The organism is Streptomyces sp. Xyl84, assembly GCF_059731885.1.
Genome location: NZ_AP029182.1, coordinates 5,003,226 through 5,019,672 on the forward strand (window position 1 = coordinate 5,003,226; position 16,447 = coordinate 5,019,672).

Consider the following 16,447-nt stretch of genomic DNA (forward strand, 5'->3'; position numbering starts at 1 on the left):
AGCCTGTCTGGAACGACCGGTCAAGTAACGGGGCTCGGTCTTCAGGCGCTGCGGACCCCGTACGCCGTCACCCGCACCCGCTCGTCGTCCAGGCACCGGCCGGAGGCGAGGTCGAAGCGCTGCTTCAGCAGCGGCGAGGCGACGAACGGGCGGCCCCCGTGGGTGCCGGTCAGGCCGCGGGAGAGCACCGCCGCGCCGGTGAACGGGTCCCGGTTGTCGATCGCGTACAGGCGGCCGGACCGGTCGCGGAAGAGGGCCGCCTGCCGGCCGTCCGGCAGCAGGGCCGCGACCCCGCGGCCGGGCAGCAGCGCGTCCAGGTCGCACACGGTGTACCAGTCGTCGTCGAGCCGGAGCTGGACCTTCCCCTCGGTGGTCCGGGCGGTCCGGGCGGCCTCGGTGATCCGGGTGGTCCCGGGGGTCTCGGGGGTCTCGGTGGCGAGGGTCATCGCTGGGCGCTTCCTTCCAGGGCGTCGTGGGCCGGCCGCAGGCCGAGGGACAGCAGCGGCAGGTCGGGCTTCATCTGGTCGCGTTCGGGAACGAACCCGACGACCGGGTCGGGGGTGTCGGGGGCGTTGACGAAGGACACGAACCGGGCGAGCTTGTCCGGGTCGTTGACCGTCTCGGCCCACTCGTCGCGGTAGTGGGAGACGTGCGCGGCCATCTGGGACTCCAGCTCGGCGCAGATGCCGAGCGAGTCGTGGACCACCACGTCCCGTACGTGGTCCAGGCCGCCGGGGATCCGCTCCAGCCACACGCTGGTGCGCTCCAGCCTGTCGGCGGTGCGGATGTAGAACATGAGGAACCGGTCGATCAGCCGGACCAGTTCGGCGTCGGACAGGTCCTGGGCGAGCAGGTCGGCGTGGCGCGGGGTGGCGCCGCCGTTGCCGCCGACGTACAGGTTCCAGCCGTTCGCGGTGGCGATCACCCCGAAGTCCTTCGACTGGGCCTCGGCGCACTCGCGGGCGCACCCGGAGACCGCCGACTTCAGCTTGTGCGGGGAGCGCAGGCCCCGGTAGCGCAGCTCCAGGTCGATCGCCATGCGTACGGAGTCCTGGACGCCGAAGCGGCACCAGGTCTGCCCCACGCACGACTTCACCGTGCGCAGCGACTTGCCGTACGCGTGCCCCGACTCGAAGCCCGCGTCCACCAGCCGGGCCCAGATCAGCGGCAGCTGCTCGACGCGGGCGCCGAACATGTCGATGCGCTGACCGCCGGTGATCTTCGTGTAGAGGCCGAAGTCCCGGGCGATCTCCCCGATCACGATCAGCTTCTCCGGCGCGATCTCCCCGCCGGGGATGCGCGGGACCACCGAGTACGAGCCGTTCCTCTGGAGGTTGGCCAGGAAGTGGTCGTTGGTGTCCTGGAGGGCGGCCTGCTCGCCGTCGAGGACGTAACCGCCGGCGCCGATCACCGGGGCGAGGGAGGCGATGACCGAGGCGACGGCCGGTTTGCAGGTCTCGCAGCCGTCGCCGCCCCGGGCCTCCTCGCGGCCGTAGCCGTCCAGCAGCTCCTGGTAGGAGGTGATGCGCAGGGCCCGGACGATCTCGTACAGCTCCTCGCGGGTCTGCGCGAAGCAGCCGCACAGGCCCTTGTCGACCTCGACGCCGCTCGCCTCCAGCTCGGCGTCGACCAACTGGGTGAGCACCTTGACGCAGGACCCGCACCCGGTGCCGGCCCGGGTGCACTTCTTCACCTCGGGCACGCTCGTGCACGCGTGGTCGGTGACCGCGCCGCGGATCGTGCCCTTGGTGACGTTGTGGCAGGAGCAGATCACCGCGTCGTCGGGGAGGGCGGCCGGGCCGAGCTGCGCGGGCGCACCGGCACCGGCCGGCAGCACCAGCGACTCGGGGGAGACCGGGGGCACCGAGCCGGTGAACGCGCGCAGCGTGCCGTACGCCTCCGCGTCACCGACCAGGATGCCGCCGAGCAGGGTGCCGTCCCGCCCGATGACCAGTTTCTTGTACAGGCCCGCCCGGGAGTCGGAGTAGACGACGTCCAGACAGTCCTCGGCGGTGCCGTGCGCGTCGCCGAAGGAGGCCACGTCCACGCCGAGCAGCTTGAGCTTCGTGGACAGGTCGGCGCCGGTGAACGCCGGGGCTTCCCCCTCGTCGGCGGCGATGGCGGCCGCCGCCGTCTCCGCCTGCTCGTAGCCGGGCGCGACCAGGCCGTAGACCCGGCCGTCTACCGCCTGCGCGCACTCGCCGATCGCGAACACGTGCGGGTCGGTGACCGTACGGCACTGCGCGTCCACGCTGATCCCGCCGCGCTCGCCGACCGCGAGACCGCTGTCGCGGGCCAGCTGGTCGCGGGGGCGGACACCGGCGCTGAACACCACCATGTCGGTGGCGAGTTCGGAGCCGTCGGACAGCCTCATGCCGGTGACCGCGCCGTCCGGGCCGGCCACGATCTCCTGGGTGCCCGTGCCGGTGTGCACGGTCAGCCCCATCCGCTCGATGGTGCGCAGCAGGGCCGCGCCGCCGCCCTCGTCGACCTGCACCGGCATCAGGCGCGGCGCGAACTCCACGATGTGGGTGGCCAGTCCGAGCCCCTTGAGGGCGCCGGCCGCCTCCAGGCCGAGCAGCCCGCCGCCGACCACCGCGCCGGTCCTCGCCCGCCCGGCGGCGTACGCCTCGATGGCGAGCAGGTCCTCGATGGTGCGGTAGACGAAACAGCCCTCGGCGTCCTTGCCGGGCACCGGCGGCACGAAGGGGTAGGAGCCGGTGGCGAGGACCAGCACGTCGTAGCCGACAGTGAGGCCGGAGCGGGCGGTGACCCGGCGCGCCTCGCGGTCGATCGTCTCGGCCGGGTCGCCCAGGTGCAGTTCGATGCCGTGGGCGTCGAGGAACGCGCTGTCGGTGAGGGAGAGTTCCTCGGCGGTGCGGCCCGAGAAGTACGAGGTGAGCTGGACGCGGTCGTAGGCGGGGCGCGGCTCCTCGCACAGCACGACCACGCGGTGCGTGGCGGTCAGGCCGCGCTCGGCGAGCGCTTCGAGGAAGCGCTGGCCGACCATGCCGTGGCCGACGAGCACGATCGTGGGCACCGGGCCGAGGGCGGCGCCGGTGGCACTCGTGGCGCCGGCGGCCTGCGTGGCGGTGGTGGCGTTCGCGGCCGCGGTGGCGGGGGTGGCGGTCATTCAGGAGCCTCCGTCAGGGGTGAGCAGGTGGAGCAGGGGGCCGCCGTCCGTGGGGAGCGGCTCTGCTCCCTCCCAGGCGCGGGCGAGCGCGCCGACGGTGCCGAGTTCGCCGACGAGGACCCCGCCGACCAGCCGGTCGCCGCGCACGACGACCCGGCGGTAGGTGCCGCGGGTGGCGTCGGCGAGCTGCACGACGTCGTCGCCGGGGCGGACGTCCGTCTCCCCGAACGCGGCCAGGTCCAAGGGGGCGTCCGGGCCGTGCAGGGTGAGCCGGGTGAGCGAGCGGGTGCCGGTGTAGGGGGCCGTGGCCGTGCCCGTGAGCAGTCCGGCCAGCGCGGCGACCTGTTCGAGGGCGGGGGCGGCGAGCCCGTAGACCGTGCCGGCGTGCTCGGCGCAGTCGCCGACCGCGCGGATGTGCGGATCGGAGGTGCGCAGGGCGCCGTCGACGACGACACCCTCGCGGACGGTGAGGCCCGCGTCCTCGGCGAGCCCCGTGCGCGGGCGCACCCCGCAGGCCAGGACCACGAGGTCGGCGTCGAGGGCGTACCCGTCGGCCAGTTCCACCGAGCGGACCGCGCCGCCCACGCAGCGCACGTCCCGGACCCGGCACTCGGTGTGCACCTCCACGCCGAGGCCGCGCAGGTGCCGCAGCACGAGCCGGGACGCGCCCGGGTCGAGCTGCCGCTCCATCAGCCGCTCGGCCTGCTGCGCGAGCACGACCTGCGCGCCCCGCTCGGCCAGCGCCCGCGCGGCGGACACCCCGAGCAGCCCGCCGCCGACCACCACCGCCCGCGCCCCGGGCCGCACCGCCGCGGACAGGCGCAGGCAGTCGTCCATCGTGCGGAAGGCGTGGACGCCCGCGGGCAGTTCGCGACCGGCGGAGAACAGGCCGCGCAGCGGCGGCAGCACGGGGTTGGAGCCGGTGGCCAGGACCAGCGTGCCGTAGCCGATGGCCGAGCCGTCCGCGCAGCGCACCTCGCGGGCCGCGCGGTCGACGCCGACGACGCGGGCGCGGACCAGCGCGGGCGGCGCGGGCAGCGTGATCACCTCGGGGCCGTACCGGCCGGCCAGCACCTCCGCGAGCAGCACCCGGTTGTACGGCCGGTGCTCCTCCTCGCCGACGACCAGCGCGGGCGTGCCCAGCTCGCCGAGCCGCCGGGCGAGCGTCACGCCCGCGAGTCCGGCGCCGATCACCACCACACGCGCATCCGAGGTCATGCCCACGAGCGTGCGGCGCGGAGGTTACCCGGCGGCATCGCCTCTGTTTCCCGCCAGGAACGCTGCCCTCAGCGGGGGCGGGCGGGCACTGTGAGGCCGGCCGGGGAGCGGGGAGGCCGGCCGGGGACCGGCTGCCGCCGGCCGGGGGCTCCGGAGGGCCGGCCTGGGACTCGGAGCGCCGGCCGGGGGCGGGTGCCGCCGTCCCACCTCAGAAGACGCTCATATGCGTGGACCGAGCACGTACCGCCTCCCTAGAGTCATGATCATGCCCGACATATCCCTGACCGTGGTCCTCCTCCTCTGCCTCGCCGCGCTCGCGGCCGGGTGGATCGACGCCGTGGTCGGCGGGGGCGGGCTCCTGCTGCTGCCGGTGCTGCTGCTCGGGCTGCCCTCCGGGACCTCGGCGGCGTCCGCGCTCGGGACCAACAAGGCCGTCGCCATCGTCGGGACGTCCGGCGCGGCGGTGACCTACGCGCGCCGGGCGCCCGTGGACGTACGCCTGGCCGTGCGGATCGGTCTCGCGGCGCTCGCCGGGTCCTGCGCCGGGGCGCTGTGCGCGGCCGGGATGAGCACCGACGTGCTGAAACCGGTGATCATGGTGGTGCTGCTCGCCGTGGGCGCGTTCGTGATCCTGCGCCCGGCGTTCGGCACGGCCCCGGCGCCCGGCCCGGCCACCCGCCGCCAGATCCTCGCGGCGATCGGCCTGGCGGGCCTGGGCATCGGCTTCTACGACGGGTTCATCGGCCCCGGCACCGGCACGTTCCTGGTGCTGGCGCTGACCGCCGTGCTCCACCTGGACCTGGTGACCGCTTCCGCCACCGCCAAGATCGTCAACTGCTGCACCAACGCCGGTGCCCTGGCCACCTTCGCCTGGCAGGGCGCGGTGCTGTGGCAACTGGCCGCCGTCATGGCCGTGTTCAACCTCGCGGGCGGCATGCTGGGCGCCCGCACCGCGCTGAAGAAGGGCAGCGGCTTCGTCCGGGTCGTGCTGCTGAGCGTGGTCTTCGCCCTGGTGGTGAACCTGGCGTACCAGCAGTGGGTGGCGTGAGCGTGCGGTGGGGGGCGCAGGAGGGGCGTGGGCGCGCGGTGGGGGCGGGCGCAGCAGGAGCGTGAGCGCGCACCGAGGGGCGTGGGCGCAGCAGGAGCGTGAGCCCGCACCGAGGGGCGTGGGCGCGCCCGCCGGGTCCTGCCGTCAGCGGCGTGAGCCTGCCCCTGCCCGCCGTCAGCGGCTGCCGGTCAGGTGGGCGAAGACGACGACGTTGCCCTGGTAGCCGGTGGCCCTGGAGTAGCCGCCGCCGCAGGTGATCACCCGCAGCTCCGGGCGCTCCGCGGCGCCGTAGACCTTCTTGTCGGGGAAGTCCTTCGCCGCGTACACCTCGATCGCGTCCACGGTGAACACCGCGACCCCGCCGTCGCGGCGGTCCACCTCGATCACGCTGTCCTTCTTCAGGGCACCGAGGTCGTAGAAGACGGCGGGACCCTGCGTGTTGTCGACGTGGCCGGCGACGATCGCGGTGCCGCGCTCGCCGGGGGTGGTGCCGGACTCGTACCAGCCGGCCAGGTTCTTGTCGGCGGCGGGCGGGACGTCGAGGCTGCCGGACGGGGTGAGGCCCAGTCCCATCAGGGGGGCGTCCACCCGGATCGAGGGGATGCGGATGCGGGTGGGCGGGGACGGCGGCAGCGCGGGGGCGCCCAGGCGCTGCGCGCCGGGGTCGGGCGTTCCCTCGGCCGCGGCGGGCTGGGGCGGGGCGTGCGTCGTGTCCGCACCGTTCAGCAGCCACACGCCGCAGCAGAGGCTGGCGACGGTGACGGCGGCTATCGCACAGTCGCCGATCCTGCGCATGGGAACCCCTCTCCCGGACGGGTACTGCGGTCGTGCCCCCCGCCCCCTCCGGGCCGCGAGGGGCGTCGCACCCGGAGGGGGAGGGGACGTGCGGTACCTGCGGACGGACAGCGGAGGGTGTCCGTCAGATCCCGTCGCCTCTCGCCCGGCGATGCAGGAGCCAGGTACCGCCCGCGGCGGCGACGGCGAGAGCCGCCACGCCGGCCGCGGTCTGCACGGGGTCGTGGCCCAGGGCGCCGCCGACCCCCGTCTTCACACTTCCCCGGGGCTCCACCTGCTGCCCCTGCGCCGCGGTCAGCGTGACCACCAGGTCGCCCCTGACCTCCCGGCCGCCCGCGGCGCACTCCGCGACGATCTCGTACGTCCCCGGCTGGGCGCTCTCGGGGACCCGGAACTGCCCGATCGCGTCGCCCTCGTGCGTGCTGGGGGCCAGCGGGAAGGGACCGGCGCCCACCGCGCTGGCGTCGCCCGCCGCGGAGGACTTCTCGCCGCACGCCTTGGTGTTCACGGTGACCTGCCCGCCCGGCACCACCGAGGAGGGGTACACCTCCAGGGTGGTCGCGGCCGAGCCGGCCGGGCGCGCGGCCACGGGAGCGGTGTCCGCGCCGTACGCGGGCCCGGCGAGTCCGCTCACGGCGGCGACGGCGAGCGCGGCCCCGGTCACGGCCCCGGCCGGCAGACGTGCGGTACGTCGCATCGGTGCTCCTTAGAGCTGCTCAGCGGTCGGGACACGGCCCGCGGCACCGGCATGTGCCGCCGTCGTCGCGTCCCTGCCCTTCCGAGGTAAGTGGCACAGGCGCCCGTCCGCTTCCTGAGAGACCGTCAGAAATACGATGAACGGGTGCTGCCGCTTTCGGCCCGCCGCGCGCCGTCACGTCCTTTTGCGCAGGTCAGCGGGCACGCCCTGACGGGGCGTCGGAATTTTCCCGAAGGGGGCGGCGGGCGGCGGTGAACGGGTGAGCGGGGTGCGCGGACCCTGCGCTTGACCTCAAGCAAGGTTGAGCTATCAGGCTGTCCCGCATGAACACCACCACGGCGCCCGGTGCGCCCCTGAACGTCACCCTCGTCCTCGGCAGCAACCGCCACGGCCGCTTCGGCCCCGTGGTCGCGGACTGGCTCCTGACCCGCCTGCGGGAGCGGTCCGGCTTCACCGTGCAGGTCGTGGACGTGGCCGAGGCGGCCGCCCTCCCGACGACCCTGGAGCCGGGTCCGGAGGCGAGGGCGGCCCTGGCGGAGATCACCCCGAAGCTGGCGTCCGCCGACGCGTTCGTCGTCCTCACCCCGGAGTACAACCACTCCTTCCCGGCCGGCCTCAAGAACCTCATCGACTGGCACTACACCGAATGGCAGGCCAAACCGGTCGCCCTCGCCTCCTACGGCGGTGTCGCCGGCGGTCTGCGCGCCGTCGAGCACCTGCGGCAGGTCTTCGCCGAACTGCACGCGGTCACCGTCCGCGACACGGTCTCCTTCGCCAACGCGGGCGACTCCTTCGACGGCGAAGGCAACCTGAAGGACCCCACCGCCCCGGACGTGGCGGCGAAGGTGATGCTGGACCGCCTGGAATGGTGGGGACGCTCCCTGCGGGAGGCAACGGAGCGCAGGCCGTACGGGGGTTGAGGGCGGGCGCGGACTCCTCCACCCGCGGTGGTAGTGCTGCCGCCGGGGCTCGCCGCCGGGTTCCCCCACCGGGTTGACGCCGCGGTGCCGGTGCAGCCCCTGCGTTCGGCGGCGATGCGGGCGTATGAGGGGCGACACGGTTCCCGGCGCGCGTGCAGGACGAACGGCCGCCCCCGCCGTGCGGGCGGGGGCGGCCGTCGTGTCCGGCGGGCGGGGTCAGTTCACGGCGACCGCGCTCCACGCCGCCGCCACCGCGTTGTACTCCGCGGAACCGGCGCCGTACAGGTCCTTCGCCGCGTTGAGGGTAGCCGTCCGGGCGGCCGCGTAGTTCGTCGAGGACGTCATGTAGACCGTGAGGGCCCGGTACCAGATCTTGCCGAGCTTGTCGTGGCCGATGCCCGTCACCGTGGAGTTGTTGCAGGTGGGGGAGTTGTACGCGACGCCGTTGACGGTCTTGGCGCCGCTGCCCTCGGCGAGCAGGTAGGCGAAGTGGTTGGCGACGCCCGAGGAGTAGTGCACGTCGAGGTTGCCCACCGAACTGCTCCAGCAGTCGGCCGAGTTGCCGTCCTTGGAGGGCTTGTCCATGTAGCGCAGGGCGGTGCCGCCGAAACCGGAGCGGACGATCTCCTCGCCGATCAGGTAGTCACCGGGGTCGGCCGGGTTGGCGGCGTACCACTCCACCATCGTGCCCAGGATGTCGGAGGTGGCCTCGTTCAGGCCGCCGGACTCGCCCGAGTACGTCAGGGCCGCCGTCTTGGACGTCACCCCGTGCGACATCTCGTGCCCGGCGACGTCGAGGGCGACGAGCGGCCCGAAGGTCGTACCGTCACCGTCGCCGTACGTCATGCAGAAGCAACTGTCGTCCCAGAAGGCGTTGTTGTAGTTGGTGCCGTAGTGGACGCGGTTGTACGAGCCCTTGCCGTCGCCCGCTATGCCGTTGCGGCCGTGGACGTTCTTGTAGTAGTCCCACGTCTCGTTCGTGCCGTACTGCGCGTCCACCGCCGCCGAGGCGCGGTCCGCCGTCGTGCCCGTGCCCCAGTGGTTGTCGGCGTCCGTGAAGAGGGTGGCGGGGGCCCGCTGGAAGCAGATGCCGAAGATGCACAGGTCGGTCTTGTTCTCCGCGTCGCCCGTGTACGTGTTGCCGCGCGTCGGGTCCTTGAGCTGGTACGCCGACCCGGACTGCGTCGTCTCCAGCGCGACCGTCCCGCTGTAGAGCGACTTGCCGTCGCCCGTCGCCGTCTCGATGCTGTCCCAGGCGTCGATCTGGGCACCGGTGAGCGCGTCGGTCAGGACGGTGCGGGCGACCGGGTTGCCGAGGGAGTCCAGGCCCGCGGCCACCGTGCGCCAGGCCAGGCGCGGCGCGCCGTGCAGGGCGTCGACGACCAGGCCCGGCTTGGCCTTGACCTGCTGGAAGCGGGTGGCGGGGTGCGCGGCGCGCAGCGCGTGCTCGGCGAGGTGGGCGGCCTCCGGGGCGGCGAGGCGCGGGGTGGTGGTCGCGAGCGACACGGTGGTGCGGGTGGCGCGGTCCGCTCCCCGGTAGGTTCCGTCCGGGGCCAGGTGCACCACGAAGTCGCCGCCCAGCACGGGGAGCCGGTCGTACGTGCGGTCGTAGCGGACGTGCTGGGTGCCGTCCTTGTCGACGATCACGTCCCGGACGCCGGTGCGCTCACCGGCGGTCAGCCCCAGGGCTCCGGCGTGCTCGGCGAGCGCCGACGCGGCGTTCTGGACGGCGGTGGCGCGGCTGGGTCCGGTCTCCGCGTGCGCGGCGGGGGACAGTGCGGTGGCCAGCAGGGCGGCGGCAGTGGCGGCGACGCCGGCTGCGGCAAGGCGGGAACCTCGGGTGTGCCGTGTCCGACTCATCGGTCTCCTTGAGCGCGGGCGCCCTGGGGCGCGCGGGGGTTGCGCTGACGGTGACCAAGATTTAAGTGGGCATGACATGTCATGTCCATAGCGCCTGCATCGGGAATGAGGGGCGGGGGGTGAGCGGGGAGCCGTCCACCGGCGCGGCGCGGCGCGGGCCTTCGGCGGCAGGCGGGCCCGCCCGCCGGTCCGGCCGACGGCGGCCCGCGCCACGCCGGTCCGGCGGGCGACGGCACGCCCGCCCGTCCGTCCCGGGGTGGCACCCCGGCCTGCTCGCCTGCCTGCCTGCCTGCCCGCCCGGCCGGTGGCCGGTGTCCTGCCCGCGCCCTCAGACCAGCAGGTTCATCCCCTGCGGCACCTTGATGCCGAACTCCTCGTCCGCGACGCGGCGCGCCTCCGCCTCGTCCGTGAGCGTGCGCTCGGTGACCGTGCCGTCGGCGCGGGACTCGGTGAACCGGGCGCCGTCCAGCGCGACATGCCGCTCCGCGGTGGCCTTCTGCAGGTAGGCGCGGCGCGTGAAGGGGGAGCGCGGGTGGGTGCTGACGTGCCAGTTGAACACCTCGAAGTCCGCCGCGGTGAACGGCTCCAGCGTGAAGGCGTACTGGGCGGCCCAGCGCGCCGATGCGCCGTCGTACGCCTCCAGCGCCCACAGCTCCAGGGGCCCGCCGTGCGGCAGCCGCGTGAACCGGTGCCTGCGCCCGGCGCCCTCGAACTCGGCGCCGAGGACCAGCGGCACCGGCAGGAGCAGCGCCCCCGTCGCCCCGAAGCCGACGTCCGCGAGATACGGCCGCGGCTCGCCCGGCACGCCGACCCGCAGCATCATGTGCGTGCGCGGCCGGCTCTGCGGCGAGTCGGCGCCCAGCACGACCCGCGCGGCCAGTCCCGACACCTCGAACCCGAGGGCGTCGAGCGCGCACGCCAGCAGGGTGTTGTGCTCGTAGCAGTAGCCACCGCGCCGTCCGCGCACCATCTTGGCCATCAGATCCGCCGGGGCCAGGGAGGGCGCGGTGCCGGACAGGGCGTCCAGGTTCTCGAAGGGGAGGGAGAAGGAGTGCGCGAGGTGCACCGCGCGCAGGGTCGCGAGACCGGGCTCCCGGTCGCCCTCCCGTCCGATGCGGCGCAGGTAGGCGTCGAGGTCGAACGGTTCGGGGGTGCTGCTCTGGGCGTCGGACATGCCCCGAACCTACGCCCCACCGCCCCGCCCCGGCCCCGGCCCCCGGCCCGGACCCCTCTCGTCCCGGGACAGCACACCTAGCCTCCGCGTTTCACTTGCGGTGGCGTCCGGATCTTGAGCGGGAACGCGAAAGTGCCTTCTGAGCTGGGATGATGAGGCTTGTCTAGGGCTTCTGTCACCACAGCAGGAAGGCACTTTCTGCGTGCACACTACCGGGTCGCGTCCCAAGCTCGTCGTATCAGCCGACGGTCGCGGAGTGGTCAGTCATGCCGGGTCCCGGCTGCTGGCCGATCTCGCCGATGCCACCGGCCTGACCACGGCCTTCACCGACGCGCTGCGCCAACTACGGCCGCGTGGCACCGGACACGCCCCCGGCCGGATCGCCGTGGACTTGGCGGTGATGCTGGCCGACGGCGGCGAGGCGATCGCCGACCTGGCCCTGCTGCGCGATCAGGCCGAGGTGTTCGGCCCGGTCGCTTCCAATCCCACCGCATGGCGCCTGCTGGCGGGCATCGATCCGGCCGCACTCGGCGCTCTGCGCGCGGCCCGTGCCACCGCCCGCGAGGTCGCCTGGCTGCAAGCCGGCGAGAGACGGGAGGCAATACCGGCCTCCCGCGCAGGCGGCCGCGAACTGCCGGGCCTGGTGCTGGACATCGACGCCACCCTGGTCACCTGCCACTCCGAGAAGGAGAACGCGGCGCCGACCTACAAACACGGCTTCGGCTACCACCCGCTGCTGTGCTTCCTCGACAACACCGGCGAGGCCCTGGCCGGCCTGCTGCGGCCCGGAAACGCCGCGGCCAACACCGCCGAGGACCACATCACCGTGCTCGACGCCGCGCTCGCCCAGCTCCCCGATGTCCACCGCCACGGCACCGACATCCTCATCCGTGCGGACAGCGCCGGATCCGCCAAAGCGTTCCTGGCCCACATCCGCGGCCTCCGCTCGCGCGGAATCCACACCTCCTTCTCCGTCGGATGGTCCATCACCGAACCGGTCCGCCGAGCGATACGCCAGCTGCCCGACCAGGTCTGGCACCCCGCCCTCGAACAGGACGGCACCCTGCGACAAGGCGCCCACGTCGCCGAGCTCACCGGCCTGGTCGACCTGCCGGGCCTGCCCGAGGACACTCGGGTCATCGTCCGCCGCGAGCGCCCGCATCCCGGCGCCCAGCTCTCCCTGTTCGATCTCGACGAGGGCATGCGCCACCAGGTCTTCCTCACCGACACCGCCTACGGCGAAGGCTCATTGCAGCACCTGGAAGTTCGCCACCGCGCGCACGCCCGCGTCGAGGACCGCATCCGCTGCGGCAAGACCACCGGCTTCGGCCGCTTCCCCTCCCGACACTTCCAGGTCAACCAAGCGTGGCTGGAGCTGTCCCTGACCGCCCTCGACCTGCTCGCCTGGACACGCATCCTGCTACTGGAAGGCGAACTGGCAGCCGCCGAGCCGAAGAAGCTCCGCTACCGGCTGCTGCACGCCGCTGCCCGCATCACTCGCGGCGGACGCCGCATGCACCTGCGGATCGCCGCGACCTGGCCCTGGCGAAACGAGCTGACCAGCGCATTCGCCCGCCTAGCGGCGCTGCCACGGCCAGCCACCTGAACCTCGGCACCGTCCCTGCACACCCACGACCGAGGAACCCTGGAGAACCCGACCCGCGCGTCGGGCCTCGACCATGCCCGCCCGGCTGCCAACAACCAGAACCCCCATTTCACGGCCATCACACCAGCTCAGCCACCCGAAGCGAAACGCGGAGGCTAGTAGGGCTTGGTCAGGTCCGTATCAGTGTGGGTATGTCGCGGTGGCAGGTGGGGCAGGCGCCGGCCCAGGCGGCGAGAAGGGTTTGGAGTTCTCGGACGACTTGGTAGAGGCTCAGACCTGCGCCGCGTCTTTTGGGTCTCGTGCCAGTCGTTGCAGCGTGCAAAAGGCATGGGCGGCCGATACGAGGGTGACGTGGTGATGCCAGCCACCCCAGGTGCGGCCTTCGAAATGGGCCAGGCCCAGAGCCTGTTTCATCTCCCGGTAGTCGTGTTCGATGCGCCAGCGCAGCTTGACCAGCCGGACCAGGGTCGCCAGCGGCATGCCGGAGGGCAGGCTGGAGAGCCAGAACTGCACGGGTTCGGCTTCAGTGGCCGGCCATTCGGCCAGCAGCCAGCGTTCGGGCAGCTCAGGACCGTCGGTGGCCTGGCGGACACCGCGTCCGGCCGGGCGGATGCGCAGAGCCACGAACCGCGAGCAGATGCGTTTGAAGCCGCTGATTCCTTTGCCAGGGCGGGAGCCTTCTCGCCAGGACACCGGTCTCGCGGCCGTCCTGCCGGCCGCGATGACCAGGTCTTTGACGGTCTGCGCAGGCTCGGGATACTGCAACTGCGGTGGCCGGCCGGTGCCGGCGTAGGCGGGCTGGACGGGCCGGGCGTCGGCCGGGTGGGCGGTGTGACGGCAGGAAATGCCCACCGCGTAGGGCAGGTTGCGTTCTTCCAGGCCGTGGCGGAAGGCGGCGGCATCGCCGTATCCGGCGTCCGCGACGACCAGGGGAATGTCGATGCCCCACGACCTGCTCTCGTCGATCATGTCCAGGGCCAGCTGCCACTTCTCCACGTGCCCCACCTGGTCGGGGATGCCGCAGCGACTGCGGCGGGCGACCTTGACCGCATCGGCCTCCGGCGAGTCGGGATCCCACGAAGCGGGCAGGAACAGTCGCCGGTTCACCGCGGCCGAGGCGTGATCCCGGGCCAGGTGCAGCGACACCCCGACCTGGCATTTGGTGACCTTGCCCGCGGTGCCGGTGTACTGCCGCGACACACACGCCGAGGCGTCCCCGTCCTTCAAAAAGCCGGTGTCGTCGACGATCAATGCCTCCGGACCGATCGCCTCGGTCATCCGCCAGGCCAGCCGGGCCCGGACATGGGCCGGATCCCACGGACTGGAGGTGACGAAGTGCGCCAGCGCCTGACGGTTGCCGTCCTCACCCAGACGTGCCGCCATCGGCTCCACCGACTTACGCCGGCCGTCCAACAGCAGTCCCCGCACATACGCCTGCCCCCACCGCCGCTGATCCGCACGGAAGAACCCGTCGAACAACTCCGCCGCGAACGCCTCCAGATCCTCCCGGACCCCGGCCATCTCCTCAGGTGTCACACCATTCCAACGACGCTCGCGAGCAGTAGACACGCATGCACGAGTGAAGATGACCAAGCCCTACTAGGACCGCTCGCCCGCGCCCCCCGGTCCCTCCGCGATCTCCACCCGTACCGCGCACACCTTGAACTCCGGCATCCGCGAGGCCGGGTCCAGCGCCGGGTTCGTGAGGGTGTTCGCGCGGCCCTCGCCGGGCCAGTGGAAGGGCATGAACACCGTGTCCGGGCGGATGCCGTCCGTGATCCGCGCGGGGGCGACCGCGCGGCCGCGCCGGGACACGACGGCCAGAGGGTCCCCCTCGGCCGCGCCCAGCCGTGCCGCCAGCCGGGGGTGCAGTTCGACGAAGGGGCCGGGCGCGGCGGCGTTCAGCTCGTCCACGCGCCGGGTCTGCGCGCCGGACTGGTACTGGGCGACGACCCGTCCGGTGGTCAGCAGCACCGGGTACGCGTCGTCCGGTTCCTCCGCGCTCGGCCGGTGCGACACGGCGACGAACCGCGCCCGGCCGTCCTCGGTGGCGAAGCGGTCGAGGAAGAGACGGGGGGTGCCGGGGTGCGGCGCGGGACGGGCACGGCGCGGGGACCGCGCGGCGCGCACGGGCTGAGCGGATGCGGTGGCGGCCGGGCTCGCGGTGTTCGCCGGACCCGCAGCGCACGCTGTTCCCGTGTCTGCCGTGTCCGCCGTGTCTGCCGGGTCCGCCGTGACCCTCGCGCCCGCCGTGCCCGTCTCGCCCGCCCGGCCGTCCGGGTCGCCCGGTCCTTCGGGAGCTGCCGGGCACGGCCAGAAGACCCCGTTCTCCTGCGCCAGTCGGCGGTAGGTGATCCCCGAGTAGTCCGCGGGGCCGCCCGCGCTCGCCCGGCGCAGTTCCTCGAAGACCTCCTCCGGGTCCGTCGGGAAACCCTTCTCCACACCCAGCCGGGCGGCCAGAGCGTGCAGTACCTCCAGGTCGCTGCGCACACCCCCGGGCGGGGCGAGGGCCCGGCGCCGCAGCAGCACCCTGCCCTCCAGGTTCGTCGTCGTGCCCGTCTCCTCGGCCCACTGCGTCACCGGCAGGACGACGTCCGCGAGCGCCGCCGTCTCCGACAGCACGACGTCGCACACCGCCAGGAAGTCCAGCGAGCGCAGCCGCTCCTCGACGTGTGCCGCGCGCGGCGCGGACACCACCGGGTTGGAGCCCATCAGCAGCAGCGTGCGGATGTCGGTGCCCAGCGCGTCCAGCAGCTCGTAGGCGCTGCGTCCGGGCCCCGGCAGACTGTCCGGGTCCACGCCCCAGACCCCGGCCACGTGCCGCCGGGCCGCCGGGTCGGTCAGCTTGCGGTAGCCGGGCAACTGGTCGGCCTTCTGGCCGTGTTCACGTCCGCCCTGCCCGTTGCCCTGCCCGGTCAGGCAGCCGTACCCGGACAGCGGACGGCCCGCCCGGCCGGTCGCCAGGCACAGGTTGATCCACGCGCCCACCGTGTCGGTGCCCTTGGCCTGCTGCTCGGGCCCGCGCGCGGTGAGCACCATCGCCGCCTCCGGCTCGCAGAACAGCCGTACGGCCTCCCGCAGGTGCGGGACGGGCACGCCGGTGACCCGTTCCACGTACTCCGGCCAGTGCGCCATGGCCGCCGCCCGCGCCGCGGCCCAGCCGGTCGTGCGCTCGCGGACGTACTCCTCGTCCACCCGCCCCCCGGCGACGACCAGGTGCAGCAGGCCGAGGGCGAGCGCGAGGTCCGTGCCGGGGCGGGGGGCGAGGTGCAGGTCGGCCTGCTCGGCGGTCTTCGTGCGGCGCGGGTCGACGACGATCAGCGTGCCGCCGTTCTCGCGCAGTTCGCTGAAGTACCGCAGCGACGGCGGCATCGTCTCCGCCGGGTTGGAGCCGACGAGGATCACGCACCCCGTCCTCGGGATGTCCTCCAGCGGGAACGGCAGCCCCCGGTCGAGACCGAACGCCAGGCTCGTGGCGGCGGCCGCCGACGACATGCAGAACCGGCCGTTGTAGTCGATCTGCGAGGTGCCGAGCGCCACCCGCGCGAACTTGCCGAGCGCGTACGCCTTCTCGTTGGTCAGCCCGCCCCCGCCGAACACCCCGCACGCGTCCGGACCGTGCTCCCCGCGCGCGCGTGCCAGCGCCCCGGCGATCCGGTCCAGGGCCTCGTCCCAGCCGGCCGGCTCCAGCACGCCCGCGCGCGAGCGCACCAGCGGCGAGGTCAGCCGCACCCGGGAGGAGAGCACCGCGGGGGCCGTACGGCCCTTGCCGCACAGCGCGCCCAGGTTCACCGGGAAGTCCGCGCGCTCACTCACCTCGACGCCCCCGCCGGGGACCGGGGTCAGGTTCATCCCGCACTGCAGGGCGCAGTACGGGCAGTGGGTGGGCGTCGCGGAGGCGGTGCGGGTGTTCGGCATGCCGCTCAGCGTGCGGCGGCCGTGTTACGCGCCCCTACGGCCGCTGTTACGCCGCCGGGACGGTGACCTCCCCGCGCC

The 16,447-nt window shown here is 73.6% G+C and carries 12 protein-coding genes; 3 read left to right on the forward strand and 9 right to left on the reverse strand.

Annotated elements, in window-relative coordinates:
* Window positions 1-41 precede the first annotated feature (41 nt).
* The 3 genes from nirD to AC6I72_RS21695 all read right to left on the reverse strand — a co-directional run bounded on the left by nirD (window position 42) and on the right by AC6I72_RS21695 (window position 4,351).
* Window positions 42-446 carry a nitrite reductase small subunit NirD gene (nirD, locus tag AC6I72_RS21685; protein ID WP_498002788.1) on the reverse strand — a complete coding sequence of 135 codons (405 nt, stop codon included), beginning with the start codon at window positions 444-446 and terminating at the stop codon, window positions 42-44.
* Entirely contained in the window at window positions 443-3,010 is a 2,568-nt protein-coding gene (gene nirB / locus AC6I72_RS21690; RefSeq protein WP_498004767.1) for a nitrite reductase large subunit NirB, read from the reverse strand. The genes nirD and nirB overlap by 4 nt, the downstream gene beginning before the upstream one ends.
* Before the next feature lie 123 nt (window positions 3,011-3,133).
* On the reverse strand, window positions 3,134-4,351 hold the full coding sequence (locus tag AC6I72_RS21695) for an NAD(P)/FAD-dependent oxidoreductase (protein WP_498002789.1): 1,218 nt from the start codon (window positions 4,349-4,351) through the stop codon (window positions 3,134-3,136).
* Between the two features lie 265 nt (window positions 4,352-4,616).
* Between AC6I72_RS21695 and AC6I72_RS21700 the strand changes: the two genes are divergently transcribed.
* Window positions 4,617-5,399 carry a sulfite exporter TauE/SafE family protein gene (locus tag AC6I72_RS21700; protein ID WP_498002791.1) on the forward strand — a complete coding sequence of 261 codons (783 nt, stop codon included), beginning with the start codon at window positions 4,617-4,619 and terminating at the stop codon, window positions 5,397-5,399.
* Between the two features lie 174 nt (window positions 5,400-5,573).
* On the opposite strand, the gene AC6I72_RS21705 is transcribed toward AC6I72_RS21700, so the two are convergent.
* Both AC6I72_RS21705 and AC6I72_RS21710 read right to left on the reverse strand, forming a co-directional pair.
* Window positions 5,574-6,194 carry a class F sortase gene (locus AC6I72_RS21705; RefSeq protein ID WP_498002792.1) on the reverse strand — a complete coding sequence of 207 codons (621 nt, stop codon included), beginning with the start codon at window positions 6,192-6,194 and terminating at the stop codon, window positions 5,574-5,576.
* Between the two features lie 124 nt (window positions 6,195-6,318).
* A complete protein-coding gene (locus AC6I72_RS21710; RefSeq protein WP_498002794.1) occupies window positions 6,319-6,891 on the reverse strand; it encodes a GVDTG sorting domain-containing protein in 573 nt (190 codons plus the stop codon).
* 323 nt (window positions 6,892-7,214) lie between these two features.
* Between AC6I72_RS21710 and AC6I72_RS21715 the strand changes: the two genes are divergently transcribed.
* Window positions 7,215-7,811: an NADPH-dependent FMN reductase gene (locus tag AC6I72_RS21715; RefSeq protein WP_498002796.1), complete on the forward strand. Its 597-nt coding sequence runs from the start codon at window positions 7,215-7,217 to the stop codon at window positions 7,809-7,811.
* Window positions 7,812-8,027: 216 nt separating this feature from the next.
* On the opposite strand, the gene AC6I72_RS21720 is transcribed toward AC6I72_RS21715, so the two are convergent.
* Both AC6I72_RS21720 and AC6I72_RS21725 read right to left on the reverse strand, forming a co-directional pair.
* Window positions 8,028-9,671: a M4 family metallopeptidase gene (locus tag AC6I72_RS21720; RefSeq protein WP_498002797.1), complete on the reverse strand. Its 1,644-nt coding sequence runs from the start codon at window positions 9,669-9,671 to the stop codon at window positions 8,028-8,030.
* Window positions 9,672-9,999: 328 nt separating this feature from the next.
* Window positions 10,000-10,845 (reverse strand): arylamine N-acetyltransferase family protein, encoded by an 846-nt coding sequence (locus AC6I72_RS21725; protein WP_498002799.1) that lies wholly within the window; start codon window positions 10,843-10,845, stop codon window positions 10,000-10,002.
* Window positions 10,846-11,017: 172 nt separating this feature from the next.
* Between AC6I72_RS21725 and AC6I72_RS21730 the strand changes: the two genes are divergently transcribed.
* The gene (locus AC6I72_RS21730) at window positions 11,018-12,451 is read left to right on the forward strand and encodes an IS1380 family transposase (protein ID WP_498004681.1); all 1,434 of its coding nucleotides are present in this window, start codon (window positions 11,018-11,020) and stop codon (window positions 12,449-12,451) included.
* A gap of 270 nt (window positions 12,452-12,721) precedes the next feature.
* Here the strand turns inward: AC6I72_RS21730 and AC6I72_RS21735 are convergent, their stop codons facing one another.
* Window positions 12,722-13,972, reverse strand: coding sequence for an IS701 family transposase (locus AC6I72_RS21735; RefSeq protein ID WP_498004768.1), 1,251 nt, complete (start codon window positions 13,970-13,972; stop codon window positions 12,722-12,724).
* Between the two features lie 78 nt (window positions 13,973-14,050).
* The gene (locus AC6I72_RS21740; protein ID WP_498002801.1) at window positions 14,051-16,369 is read right to left on the reverse strand and encodes a molybdopterin oxidoreductase family protein; all 2,319 of its coding nucleotides are present in this window, start codon (window positions 16,367-16,369) and stop codon (window positions 14,051-14,053) included.
* Between the last annotated feature and the right edge of the window lie 78 nt (window positions 16,370-16,447).